Origin of the sequence: Psychrobacter sp. Sarcosine-02u-2, from assembly GCF_002836335.1 — a bacterium.
Taxonomy (GTDB): Bacteria; Pseudomonadota; Gammaproteobacteria; order Pseudomonadales; family Moraxellaceae; genus Psychrobacter; species Psychrobacter faecalis.
The window spans coordinates 1-12,795 of sequence record NZ_PJBX01000115.1; the positions used below are offsets into that span (position 1 = coordinate 1).

Here is a 12,795-nt window from a genome sequence, read left to right on the forward strand (position 1 = left end):
ACTTAATGAAGCACTCATCTACTCACTTTATCCACCGACAATCTCGCCGCCATTTACATGGATGACTTGTCCTGTAACATAGCTTGCGTCGTCACTGGCTAAGTATAGATAAGCAGGCGCGACCTCGTTTGGCTGACCGGCGCGGCCCATCGGCGTGCTTTGACCGAACTTCTCTATCTCATCAGGGATAAATGACGCCACAATAAGCGGCGTCCAAATAGGACCGGGTGCGACGCCATTGACGCGAATACCTTTATCCTGACTCATTAAATTATTGGCTAAAGCACGGGTGAAAGATAAAATCGCGCCCTTAGTGGCGGCATAATCAATCAAATGGTCACTGCCGCGATAAGCGGTGATAGAGGTGGTATTGATAATCGAGCTACCCGCTGGCATGTGTGGTAAGGCAAATTTACTCAACCAAAAATGCGGATAAAAATTGGTATGAATGGTTTTATCAAATTGCGCACTACTGATATCGGTGAGCGTTTCTTGCTCAACCTGCATCCCAGCGTTATTGACTAAAATATCAATTTTGCCGAACTCAGCGATGGCGGTATCGATTAGCTTTTGACAGTTAGCTTCTTCTGATAAATCTGACGCCACCAGTAAGCATCGCTGCTGGTAAGATTCTACGTGCTTTTTGGTCATATTAGCATCGTCATCTTCACATAGGTAGCTGACCACTACGTCCGCGCCTTCTTTGGCAAATAATATTGCTACTGCTTGCCCAATCCCGCTATCAGCGCCAGTGATAATAGCAACTTTCCCAGCAAGCTTGCCATTTGGATACTCTTTTGGCAGTACCTCAGGGCTTGGGTGCTGCTCTTGATGCGAGCCTGGTAGCGATTGTTCTTGTTTCGGAAATTCTTTAGCAGATGATTTGTCGTTACTCATAATATCCTCTCTTCATTACCGATTTATGTGATAGGTTCAATGTAAAACCATTTCTGTGCAACTAAGGTGAGTGCTTCGTCGCCTCTACTGTGATGGCAACAAGCAAGGAAAATTTAACCCAGTCGCACGTAATCATTGATGTATCGTTTTCGATGTAACGTTTTTATTAATGACGCTCATATACTTAAATGGATGTTGACGTAGATATCTTTAAATCATAGATATAGTCAAAATATTCTAAAACGCGACGGTATTGCTGATATCAATTTTTTGTCGCCTCTGTCTGCGCAGGTACAGCAAGCAAGAAAAATTGATATCAGCAGTGCGTGATGTATCGATATTACTTTCCACTCACTATATCTTTAAATCATAATCATTCTGTGATAAAAATCGAATGAACTTAGGTGACAATCTGTAGACAGCCTGTAATCTTGTCCTAAAACTATCTATCTCTAAATATCTGCCTATAAAAAATAGACAAAAAAACGCCCCATCAATCAAAGCCGATGGGGCGTTTTCAAGTCATTATTTAATAGCGTTTTCTTTTAAAAACGAAAACTTACTATTAAATTTTATACTTATCTTTTCGCTAGTCTAAATAGTCAGTTATCTAAGTATATCCTTAGATTTTACCAACTAGATCTAGGCTTGGTTTAAGGGTTTCTTGACCTTGTTCCCAAGCTGCTGGGCAAACTTCGCCGTCGTTATCACGAACGTACTGTGCCGCTTTTACTTTACGTAGCATGTCTTTTGCACTACGGCCAATACCACCTGCATGTATTTCAGCGACTTGGATTTTACCATCTGGGTCTACTAAGAAACTACCACGCTCTGCCAAACCGGCTTCTTCGATCATGACATTAAAGCCACGAGTGATACGGCCAGTTGGGTCACCGATCATTGGATAAGTGACTTTGCCGATAGCGTCTGAAGAATCATGCCATGCTTTGTGAGTGAAATGTGTGTCAGTTGATACTGAGTACACTTCTACGCCTAGGCCTTTAAGCTCTTCGTAATGGGCTGCCATGTCTTCTAATTCAGTTGGGCAAACAAAGGTAAAGTCAGCTGGGTAAAATAGGAAGATGGCCCAACTGCCTTTTACGTCTTCTGAAGTGATGGTTTTGAACTCACCATTTACAAACGCTTCTGCTGAAAACTCTGGAATTTCTTGATTGATAATTGACGCCATGATTGGCTCCTTTTTTGATTGATTGTTGTTAAGTTAATTGTGTTTATGGCTGTAGGTTTTGATTAACCCACTCATTAACTGGGTTACAAGACAAACTATACGCGAATTCTATGGTTAATCCAGTTAAAAGTTTTTAATGTGATGTTTTGTTTTATTAAACTTGTTAAACTATTCTAACGGTTTTTTTTATACGAACATCGGCATTAAATTGCTATAGTACACAAGATAAACGCCCAAAACAAATGGCGTTCAAAACCCATTAATAGAGAGGTTTTATGATTACTTTACGTCAACTTGAGTTTGCCTTAGCAGTTGCCAAACATCGTCATTTTAAACGGGCAGCAGAAGACTGTAATATTTCACAATCAGCGCTGAGTTTAGGTATCGCCGAGTTAGAAAAACAATTAGATACGCAGATTTTTGAGCGTAATAATAAGCAAGTTTTGATTACGCCTATCGGTGAAGATATCTTGACGCGGGCGCAGCGTATATTTTCTGAAGTCAATGACTTGACTACGCGCGCACATAGCCATCAATCACCGCTTGCGTACCCGATGACGGTTGGTATCATTCCGACGATTGCGCCGTATCTACTGCCAAAAGTCCTACCTGCGCTACGTAAGCACTACCCTGAATTTCGCATGACGGTTATCGAGCAGCAAACCGAGCGTTTACTTGAGCAAGTGCGCTATGGTCATATTGATACCGCCATTATTGCGCTGCCTTATGCGGTCGATGGTTTGCATACCTTTGAGTTTTGGGCGGAAGATTTCTTTGCGGTCTTTCCACAGGATGACGTCCATGCCAAGCTTGAAAAAATTAACGCCGATGAGCTAGCAACCGCCAATCTGATGTTACTTGGCGAAGGACATTGTCTGACCGATCAAACCTTGACCGTCTGTCATTTCGACCGCGCGCAAATGAAATCAAGCTTTTCTGATGCCAGCTTGAACACCCTAATACAAATGGCGCTTGCTAATATGGGCACGACCTTGGTGCCAGAAATGGCACTCGATCAGCTGCATTTGCAAAACCAAAATGCAGTCGCAGTACCACTAGCAGAAAAAGGGCCGCATCGTCATATCGCTTTTGTCACCCGTTTAAACTATGCCCGCGTTGATGATGTTAATTTGCTTGGGCAACTATTTAAACAAGCCTTTGAAGAGGCAGCTCATAAAAAATAAATGACTGGTGATGAATGGAAGTTGGCTAAAAAGTATGAGGAATAAGGAAGTTAAATGATAAAGGCTTTTGCGCACATGGAGACTGAGCTTGGTAAGGTTTTTGCGCAGCATTTGACAGCTATTAATAGCGCTGTTGAGCCAGAAAAAGTTAACAATCTTTGGCAAGATATCGCTATACGTTATAACGAAAACCAGCGTGCTTATCATAGCTTGCAGCATATTGAGCAATTATTTGCGCAGTTTGAGCAGATTAAGCATGTTTTAAATGAGCCGCATATTATCGCATTGGCACTGTTTTATCATGACGTGATATATGAGCCGACGCGCTCAGATAATGAGCTAAAAAGTGCAGAATATGCCGTAGAGGCGCTACGTCCTTATTTCACGGCAGCGCCGTGCCAACATATTTATGCGCTCATTATGATGACGGCCAATCATGAGCTTGCTGACTGCTCAAACGCTCAAAAGAACTTTGATGCTGCCTATTTACTAGATATGGATTTGAGTATTCTGGGGGCATCTTGGACTGATTACGAGCAATATGCCCAAGCGGTTCGGCAAGAATATGCGTATGTCTCAAACCCAGATTATCGTGATGGACGTAGAGCAGTATTAACAGAGTTATTGGCGCACCCGAAGCTTTACCTAACCGATTATTATTATGACAGGTTAGAAAAGCAGGCTCGGCAAAACATCAAGCGTGAGATTAAGATTTTACACGCATCTTAATAAACAGCTCACTGCCCTGCCGCGCGGGATGCGAGTTATAGCTTGTCTCCATAATCTCAATATCGAAATAGGGTGCAAAACGCTGCTGGTATTCAGCTTTCGAGCCGCCAAATGGCGGTTCCTCTCGTCCGAAATCCTTATCAAACAGCAGCCCAACCAGCTTGCCATTCGGTTTCAATAATGCGGCCATCTGCGCCACATATTCATCACGGCGCGCAGGATTTATGGCACAAAAAAACGTCTGCTCAAGCACCCAATCAAACTGGTATTGTGCTGGCGATAACGCAAAAAAATCAGCACAGACCAAATGCTCTGCTGGAAAGTTGGGATAGCGCTCTGCGAAAGCCTCAATCGGCGCAGGGGCAAAATCAACCAAGGTGACATTGGTAAACCCTTGCTCATGCAGATAACCGACCTCATAAGCATTGCCCGCGCCCGGTACTAAAATCGCTTGCTCTTTAGCAGATTCAGGCAACTGGTCAATATAAGCTTTGAGCGGTGGTGACACTTGCCCCATATCCCAGCCGATACTGTTCTCTTCATAACGCTGTTGCCAAAACTGCGCTTGATTGACGTTTTCCATAGCACATCCTTGTTTCGATAAAAAACCTTATCTTAGCAGATTAAGGCATGACATCTGGTTATTTAGCAGTAGGTCGTACTTTAATCTAGGTGCCCTGTTTTACCCGCCAACATATCATGCCAATATTGATAATCGGGCATTGCCGTCGCCACCGTTTGCCAAAAAGCACGGCTATGATTGGCATGATGCAGATGACAAAGCTCATGGACGATGACGTATTCGGTGCATTCGATAGGATAGGCTGGGAGATAGACGGACAACCAAATCCGCCGTGCGCGGGTATTGCAACTGCCCCAGCGTGTATGCATTTTCTTTAGACGTATTTCATTAGCATAAGCGCCGACAATCGGTTGCCATTTATTAAATAATGCAGGAATTACTTCAGAGAGATGTTGCCGATAGTAGGCAATTTTTTTATCGTGGTTTAAGGTGAATGATTGCTCTATGCCCCACAATAGCAGTGTGCTATCGGCAGTTGAAGTCTCTTTTATAGATTGCTGTGATGGGATTTGCTGACGTTTATAACGTTCTAATACATGCGCATGATTGGCGATTGCCCAAGGCACGCGTTTCTCTATCGCCTGAGCAGTTTGCGCTGAGCTAAGAGAGATTGGTATAGAGACCATTAATTTATGCGGTTTTAAGCGAAAATTGATATTTTTAACGCGCTTTTTGCTGATGTGTAGTTCAATATCCGCTTGCGCCAAACAACGTATAGCGCTATTTAATAAGGGCGAATCATACTGTGACGGCACATTCATGCTCACAGCGCTTGCAAATGATTGTCAAACGACATCAGATGATATTTGCTGTCTATAAAAATACGCTCAACGTTATCTACTCTAGTAAGTTCAGCAGTTGCTAAATGATTAACAGTTAACGCGGTTAACTGACCTTGTCCATCACTAACGATAAAACCTGAGTGCGCATTAGCATTAGCATTGGCATTGTTAACGCCAGCTTTGTCAGCATTCTGATTTGCTAATACGGCTGCACCGGCACAATCTGGTAAGCTAATATCATCAATCAATGTACGAGTATTTAAGTCATAAATCGCCGCACAACCGCCAATTGGCGTGGTCACACATAATAGGTTACGCTCACTATCAACCGCGACGCTAGCGATATATTGGTGGAAACGTTGCCACTGATCATTGGGCATCATCAGTGCTTTAAAATCAGATTCACCGCGTTTATGGGTCAATACTAACGGCACATTGATATGCTTTTCGCCTTGAAACTGAATACCTATCATCACCGTGCCATCGTCATGCATGGCGAGGTGACGCACGCTCATTTGATTGTGCTCAGGCATAATCTGCTCAAGCAAATCGCCAGTATGACGATTGAGGTAAGCCAATGACGGTCGCATACTGTCTAAATTGAGCTCTTCACGCGACGCTTGCTCGGTTTTGATACCACCATTCGCAATCACCAACGTTTCGCCATCAGGATGCATAATCAGCTCATGCGGGCCGATACCATGCGAGTCATACTCTGCTATTTTTTGATAATGATCACAGGCATCATAAATACCGATTTTACCGTCTAAGCTTACGGTGTCATTTTCGGTCACGTAGAGCAATTTACCATCCAGGCTATAACAAGCATGGCCATAAAAATGACGATGCGTAGACGCTTTAATAGCAAACTTTACTTGCCCAGTTGCCGTGTCTAATACCCAAAACCTTTCGCTCGGGCGCCGACCCATCACCACCACATCACGTGCTTGGTTATTCTTAGCAAAAAATTTTTGCCTATCAGAAATAGGTTGAACGACAATATCATGCACGCGTTCGGGCATGGTCGTTTGCCAAACGACTTGCCTATCAGCGTCGATACCAACCACGCCGAAGTCGTGCTCATTATGACTAGCGTCACAGTCTTCAGTTACTAAAGCGATGTTTTTTGGCATAGACGCCACGCCGCTAACCCAACAAACAGGTCGTGGCAGTATTGTGGTCGTATGTGCTGCGCTAAAATCGCTTACGCTATAAGACTTGTTATTTTGCCCGTCATCTCTCTGTGAGCGATAAGCCTGCTGCCATGCAACTGCCGCTTGCTGACAAGCGTGGCGAAATTGCACGAGCTCGCGTTTAGGCGTCAAGTTTATCAACTGTAACTGCGCGCCCATACCTGCCACATAATCCCATAAGCTGGCATCAGGTTGCTGCTGTTTACGAAAACGATGATGGATACCGACAAGCGCGGCTGTACCCATGGCAGCACAAAGCAGGGTCAGTGCCGATGTCGCCAGCAGCTCATCATTAGGCCTTGTACCTTGTGCTGTACCTTGCTTTTTATTTGCTGTCTTAGCGTCAATAGTAGCCATTATTTAATCGCCATCGGTGCTGTTAAAGCCAACACGCAGACCAAGGGTTGGAATCAATTGACGCTTAATAATGCGCGTAATGGTCGTGAGATGATCAAGTAGTTCTTGCTGCGTCGCTTTATCAGCAGTCGCCAAATCTTCTGGCATTTGTGCCAGTAACGTCGTGGTATCGGCAAGCGCGGTTGATAGATTATCCGCCACTGCATTTTCATTATTGCCACCAAGAATAGCAGTCAAAACAGGGTCAGTCATTGCTTGATTTAAGGTTGCCAATTTCGCAGTGATAATCGCGCGGCTTTGTCCAGCGGTCGCAGCTGGCAGATGACCTTTTGCTTTAGCAGTTAAACCCAATGGCTGGTCGATAGCGTTAGATTTCATCGTCTCAACCAATGACAGCAGCGAGTTAAACCATTGGTTTAAACCTTGATCGCTCTCGGCGGTTTTATCAATTGCTAGTAAATCAGTGGCATTTTGCTGCCAGTTTTTCTCGATATCTTTTAGACGTGTGCTCAAAGCTCTGCTCGCGCTCATCACATATGCGCACTGCCCAGCATCCAAACTATCATTGGCATAAAGCACTTCTTCTAAGCCTGGCACGCCTTGCACGATGGCGCTCTCGTTAGCCAACTGCTCGGCGGTAAGCTTGGGATTGGCAGCAATCAAATCAGCGACCCCGCTATGTACCAGGCCGCGCTCATCAGGATAATAATTGATATATAAGTTACTCATGCTCGCCGTCGCTGGTCCAAAGTTAACCATCTCAGCGCTTGCCCAAGCTTGTGCGAGCACCAACCATTGGTCGCGCAATTCTTTTAGCGCATCACCGCTCACGGGCGCTTGCTGACAAGATTTCTTTGCCAAATCATGCAATAAATCACTCTGCTTTGCGGCATCTGCATAGGCTGGAATGACAATGTCATTTGCCACGTGGGTCAGATAGGTTTTTTCGGTATCAGGACTAATATCTACTGCTGCAACCTTAGCGTCATTACTGTCTTTTTCAGCAGCAGCCTTAGAAGTAGCACCCTCTTGCGCGACTTGGCTATCTACCTCTGGTACTTTATTTTCTTCCGCAGGTTTGACACAGCTAATTAGAATACCAGCACTTAGCGCTGATAATGCCATTGCTAAAGCAGGGTTTATTTTCATAGATTTCTCAGTATTTGGATGAATATTGATATAAGTAATTATTTAACTTTGTATTTCTTACGTTGAATGACCATCGCTTTTAACGCTCATACGCTTATTTTTATAATGACTTTAAGAACGCATTCAACTCACTGCGTCCTTGTTTATCAAGCTTAAGTACTTTTTGCTTCTGCTTTTCCGCTTCGCCGCCATGCCAAAGTACCGCTTCCATCAAAGTACGCGCGCGCCCATCATGTAAAAACGTCGCTTGTGGATCGACGGTTTGCGCAAGACCAATGCCCCACAAAGCAGGCGTGCGCCACTCATAAGAGTTGGCTAAAAACTCAACCTGCAAGTCTTTTGATGGCAGCTTACCCGCAATGGTACGATCAGCCAAGCCATCGCCCATGTCATGCAACAATAAATCGGTATAAGGATAAATCACTTGTCCGTGCTGCTCAAGATGGTCATCGTCGGTTTTTGGCAACTGATAACGCGGCGTATGGCAGCTTTGACAGCCCATATCATAAAAGCGTTTTTTGCCGGCCAATACCAGCTTGTCTTCGGCATTGCGGCGATGCGGCACCGCCAGATTACGGGTATAAAATTCGACGAACTTTGCCACTTCATCATTGACTTCGACGGGCGGCTTACCATTACCTTGTTCATCAGCACCTGTTGCGGCATTCACACAAGCGGTCTGCGCTGGCATACAAGACTCATGCGGACGGATATTTGAGGTCAGCCCCATATCCTCATTAAACGCACTTTGGTTTTGAGTAATCAGCTTGGTTTGACCAGCTTTCCAGCCAAAGCGTCCTAATGCCACTTTACCCGTTTGTGGATCCATGACCATATTAAATTTACCGCTAATGTCGCTATTAGCGTTATTTACTTTGACTGCTTGTTTTTTAATATCATCGTCTGGAATCTGCTCGAGTAACCCAAGCCCAATCATCGGTAAGGCCACACGCGGCGATACCATCAGCTCATTATCAAATGGACCATAACCGGGTTTGGTCAGATTAAAGGTTGGCGCACGCAAGGTCTCGACATGACCATCAGCAAAGGTAACGGGTTTATCGTTCCACTGTACTACAATTCGGGCTTCAGCAGGCACGCCTTGCACACCGCGGTCCTGCAATTGACCGCCATACATAGGATGGGCGACTTTTTCAATCAAGGAATCTTTTAGCTTTTGGCGCTGCGCTTCGGTAGTCGCCGGCATCGCAAGGCGAATCAACAAGCTATCAGCATCGTCATCACTTCTCATCGGCGCATGACCGCGACCGTCTTTGATATGGCAAGATTGACAGGCAGCAACGTTAAATAAAGCGCCAAGCCCATCACGGCTATCGGTACTTGCCGGCGCGACCACCCAAGGTTGCCTAAAAAACGCATTGCCGATAAAGAAAGAGCCTTTACGCGAAGCGGTGATATTTGAAGAAGGTTTAGAGTAGCTTTCGCTCGTGGTGATACTAATACCAGTATCGCCACCTTGTTTGATTTCTTGCGCATCAAAGCTGGCAAGCTGCTGCATAGGGACGCCCGCTAGCGCTTCAATCGTTTGAGCACGCTCAGGCGTTATATTTTGCAAATAGCTACTGTCTTGGGCTTTATTGTCGTTATTATTGGCGGTGTCGTCCGTTGGAGATGGCTGGCAGGCGCTTAATGAGAGCACGCATGTCACTCCTAGCGATAGCTTTAATAGCGAATTTTTAAATATTAAAGGAGAATAAAACGCGGTAGATTGTTTGGCGGTTGACACATTACTGCTACTCATAGGGAACCTTAGTTCTGGTATGGAACCATTAAAAACGCGTGCTATAATTTTTTCATTTTTATTTGATAAGCATTTTTAGTCAATAAATATTTCAATTCGATAAATCATTGCTGCGCTATAAAAAAACACGCTGCCAACAGCGGTCGACAACGTGTATATTATACCTAAATTATTTTTCTATAAAAATAATTCTCATTCACTGATAACGACTCATCAGGCACATAAATACAGGCTATTAAGGCTTCCTAAATTAAAACCAAAAGCACCATTTTAAATAGATGTCCTTTTAAATAAGCGCTCTTTTAAATAAGCACTATTTAAAACTGTGAACCTGCATCAGCGTCTAAATTATCAATGCCAACGGCTTTTGCTGCATTTTCGATACCATCGGTTAGCTGTTGTAAGCTTGTGATACTACTTTCAATCCAGCCGCGGCGTTTGTTTTGCTCTTCAGCAGAAATACCGTGCTTGCTGGCTTGACCTACGGTTGCAATCATCTGATCGACCTTGATGCCTTCTTTCTCGGCTTTTTCAACGATGACTTTAAACGCCGCTTCTACGTTAGCAAAATCAGTCGCAAGTTTATCAGCCGCTTCTTTATTGCCGGTATCGACAAGATAATTCTTTAGTCCATAACCGCCCACTGTCTTGCCAGCGACGGTTTTATACCCGCCATTAAAGATATTTTGAATGCCGCGGGCATTATTAGCATAGCTCAAATGAGTCAAATCACTAAAGCATTCATGCTCATCTTCGGTAGAGCCAGTGACGAACGCCACCTGTATACGCTCAGAAGCTAGCTCACCAAGTGCTAAGCTGCCCATTTGATACATGATTTGACGCAGACCGTTTTTGTCTTTACGGGCCATCATATCGCTACGTAAGGTGTTTTCGCTATCAGGTTGCCACTGGGCTTCCATCGCGGTCAAATCATTGATCAATAACTGGGTAACCGCTTTTAGATACTGTCCACGGCGCTCGCAAATACTCGCATCTGTGTTTGTCGTATCGCCGCTGGTACATTCGCCCTCGGTCGTTATATAGTCGCTCACCGGACGATTACCTGCACTTTCACCAACGCCATTGGTATCCTGTCCCCACAGCAGAAACTCAATCGCATGATAACCGGTAGTGACATTAGCCTCACTACCACCAATCTCGTTCATCTCAGCCAGCAAGTCAGGCGTAATGGTGCTGGTATCTTGCTTGATGCTACCAACCGTGATGCTCTTGCTATTGATAATATTGTCCTGACTGTTATATTCACCCTCATAACTGTCACTAACATAGTCAATCAAGGCTTCATCTAGCGGCCAAGCATTTACCTGTCCTTCCCAGCCATCAACGCTACCAAGTGCGCGTTTATCATCAGCGGTCACAAAGCCTTCGTCGAAGCGAAACACTTCAGTCTGTGAATATGGCTGACGCGCGGCTTTATAGGCAGCCTTTGCAGCGTCAAGATTGGCTTGGGTCGGCGTGTCTACATAAGTATTCACTGCTGTTTGTAAAAGTTTGGCCGTTTCTAAAGAATCTTTATAGGCGGCGTGCGCCATATCAGCATAGCTAATCAACAATCGATCGATATGCGCCTGATCAGCAGCCGAAGACGTTTTGTTATCGCTGTTTTGGGTTGCTTGGACGTCGGTTTGTGCCTCTGACGCTGTGGTCTCATCAGACTGTTTGGTACATCCTGATACTAGCAGTATCCCTGCCAATGCAGCAGCTAAAGTAGTCGGTAAAATTTTACGGCTTGTCGCTGGGCTGATATTCATACACGTCCTCGATGAGATACATTAGATAAAATGACAAAAGATAAAGTGATAAAAGGAAAGCTTAAAGACTTATAATTTCAATAAGATAAAATCCATTTAAACCCTAGTTAAATTTAAACGCCCGTTAAAGGCTGACAAAATTCAATCCCTGCAAATTATAATGTTATTGATAACTATTATCAAATATAATTTTTTGAATATTAGACGAATTTCAAGCAAAAAAAGACCAACTTCGCGTTGGTCTTTTTTATTTGATATTTCAAATATCAGTAGCGATTAACGAACGCTGCTTGGTGCATTTACCGTTAGCTCAACGCGGCGGTTCTGCTGACGACCATAATCGCTATTGTTATCAGCGATTGGACGAGTCTGGCCATAAGCAACTACGTTGATACGGTTAGAAGCTACGCCGCGGCTAACCAGATAATTTCTCACAGAGTTGGCACGATCGCGTGACAAGTTCATGTTATAAGATGGGTTACCTACACTGTCAGTATGACCAGCAATCGTAACTGTATTTTGGTTATATTCATTCATCGTTGCCGCAAGCTTATCAAGCGTTGGTCTAAACGATGGGTTCAACGAAGCACTGTCAAAGGCAAAAGTGATATTACCTGGCATAACCAAGTCAATGTTACCGTTTGCATTTGGGGTAACCGTAACGCCAGTACCCGCCATTTGCTGCTCTAGCTGCTTCGCTTGACGCTCCATGTAGTAGCCTACGCCTGCACCCAATGCTGCACCGATAGCCGCATCACGACCAGTTTTACTACCGCCTGTTGCTTTTGAGATAGTCGCACCACCAGCTGCACCCGCTAGCGTACCGATAGCAGTTTTATTTAAACGTTGCTGTCCAGTGTTTGGATCAGTCGTACAGCCACTCAATGCTAAGCCTGATGCCAATGCTGCAACCATTAATGTATTACGCATAATATGTCCTCTTAAGTTGAAAAAATGGGCTATCAATATAGGTATCGATAAATAAACGGTGTTTTTATAGATATTGCTTGTCACGAATATGCGTCAACAAACCTTTTTATTTGTTTATTCACACTTACTATTATTATGGCAATTACCGTCTATTTGTGTGTAATATTTTGTCACATCTATGTATGGAAAGTGCATAAGTATCTATAGCCTAGTGTTTATAAAAGCGCGTTGTTTGTTACCGCAAGTCACGTTTACAGTCGTACACTCT

General features: G+C 44.2%; 11 protein-coding genes. 2 read left to right on the forward strand and 9 right to left on the reverse strand.

Annotated features, from left to right (window positions below):
• Positions 1-27: 27 nt before the first annotated feature.
• Both CXF58_RS02225 and ahpC read right to left on the reverse strand, forming a co-directional pair.
• Positions 28-897: a glucose 1-dehydrogenase gene (locus CXF58_RS02225; RefSeq protein WP_102076435.1), complete on the reverse strand. Its 870-nt coding sequence runs from the start codon at positions 895-897 to the stop codon at positions 28-30.
• 622 nt (positions 898-1,519) lie between these two features.
• Complete coding sequence (gene ahpC, locus CXF58_RS02230; protein WP_102076436.1) at positions 1,520-2,086, reverse strand: alkyl hydroperoxide reductase subunit C; 567 nt, start codon at positions 2,084-2,086, stop codon at positions 1,520-1,522.
• Between the two features lie 275 nt (positions 2,087-2,361).
• Between ahpC and CXF58_RS02235 the strand changes: the two genes are divergently transcribed.
• Both CXF58_RS02235 and CXF58_RS02240 read left to right on the forward strand, forming a co-directional pair.
• Positions 2,362-3,270: a hydrogen peroxide-inducible genes activator gene (locus CXF58_RS02235; protein WP_102076437.1), complete on the forward strand. Its 909-nt coding sequence runs from the start codon at positions 2,362-2,364 to the stop codon at positions 3,268-3,270.
• Positions 3,271-3,324: 54 nt separating this feature from the next.
• Complete coding sequence (locus CXF58_RS02240) at positions 3,325-3,999, forward strand: HD domain-containing protein (protein WP_228706511.1); 675 nt, start codon at positions 3,325-3,327, stop codon at positions 3,997-3,999.
• On the opposite strand, the gene CXF58_RS02245 is transcribed toward CXF58_RS02240, so the two are convergent.
• From CXF58_RS02245 to CXF58_RS02275, 7 genes are all read right to left on the reverse strand, one after another.
• Positions 3,977-4,582 (reverse strand): methyltransferase domain-containing protein, encoded by a 606-nt coding sequence (locus CXF58_RS02245; protein WP_102076438.1) that lies wholly within the window; start codon positions 4,580-4,582, stop codon positions 3,977-3,979. The genes CXF58_RS02240 and CXF58_RS02245 overlap by 23 nt on opposite strands.
• An 80-nt stretch (positions 4,583-4,662) precedes the next feature.
• Entirely contained in the window at positions 4,663-5,343 is a 681-nt protein-coding gene (locus CXF58_RS02250) for a M48 family metallopeptidase (RefSeq protein ID WP_102076439.1), read from the reverse strand.
• Positions 5,344-5,345: 2 nt separating this feature from the next.
• Positions 5,346-6,914 (reverse strand): DUF1513 domain-containing protein, encoded by a 1,569-nt coding sequence (locus CXF58_RS02255; protein WP_102076440.1) that lies wholly within the window; start codon positions 6,912-6,914, stop codon positions 5,346-5,348.
• A 3-nt stretch (positions 6,915-6,917) separates the two neighbouring features.
• A complete protein-coding gene (locus CXF58_RS02260; protein ID WP_102076441.1) occupies positions 6,918-8,063 on the reverse strand; it encodes an imelysin family protein in 1,146 nt (381 codons plus the stop codon).
• 100 nt (positions 8,064-8,163) lie between these two features.
• Positions 8,164-9,825 (reverse strand): di-heme oxidoreductase family protein, encoded by a 1,662-nt coding sequence (locus CXF58_RS02265; protein WP_102076442.1) that lies wholly within the window; start codon positions 9,823-9,825, stop codon positions 8,164-8,166.
• 317 nt (positions 9,826-10,142) lie between these two features.
• Entirely contained in the window at positions 10,143-11,597 is a 1,455-nt protein-coding gene (locus CXF58_RS02270; protein ID WP_102076443.1) for an imelysin family protein, read from the reverse strand.
• Between the two features lie 276 nt (positions 11,598-11,873).
• Positions 11,874-12,527, reverse strand: coding sequence for a YiaD family glycine zipper/OmpA-like lipoprotein (locus CXF58_RS02275; RefSeq protein ID WP_068408637.1), 654 nt, complete (start codon positions 12,525-12,527; stop codon positions 11,874-11,876).
• Positions 12,528-12,795 lie beyond the last annotated feature (268 nt).

Bases quoted from the DNA above. Each gene is read 5' to 3' on its own strand.
- CXF58_RS02225 (WP_102076435.1), bottom strand. From the start codon at position 897: ATGAGTAACGACAAATCATCTGCTAAAGAATTTCCGAAACAAGAACAA.
- ahpC (WP_102076436.1), bottom strand. From the start codon at position 2,086: ATGGCGTCAATTATCAATCAAGAAATTCCAGAGTTTTCAGCAGAAGCG.
- CXF58_RS02235 (WP_102076437.1), top strand. From the start codon at position 2,362: ATGATTACTTTACGTCAACTTGAGTTTGCCTTAGCAGTTGCCAAACAT.
- CXF58_RS02240 (WP_228706511.1), top strand. From the start codon at position 3,325: ATGATAAAGGCTTTTGCGCACATGGAGACTGAGCTTGGTAAGGTTTTT.
- CXF58_RS02245 (WP_102076438.1), bottom strand. From the start codon at position 4,582: ATGGAAAACGTCAATCAAGCGCAGTTTTGGCAACAGCGTTATGAAGAG.
- CXF58_RS02250 (WP_102076439.1), bottom strand. From the start codon at position 5,343: ATGAATGTGCCGTCACAGTATGATTCGCCCTTATTAAATAGCGCTATA.
- CXF58_RS02255 (WP_102076440.1), bottom strand. From the start codon at position 6,914: ATGGCTACTATTGACGCTAAGACAGCAAATAAAAAGCAAGGTACAGCA.
- CXF58_RS02260 (WP_102076441.1), bottom strand. From the start codon at position 8,063: ATGAAAATAAACCCTGCTTTAGCAATGGCATTATCAGCGCTAAGTGCT.
- CXF58_RS02265 (WP_102076442.1), bottom strand. From the start codon at position 9,825: ATGAGTAGCAGTAATGTGTCAACCGCCAAACAATCTACCGCGTTTTAT.
- CXF58_RS02270 (WP_102076443.1), bottom strand. From the start codon at position 11,597: ATGAATATCAGCCCAGCGACAAGCCGTAAAATTTTACCGACTACTTTA.
- CXF58_RS02275 (WP_068408637.1), bottom strand. From the start codon at position 12,527: ATGCGTAATACATTAATGGTTGCAGCATTGGCATCAGGCTTAGCATTG.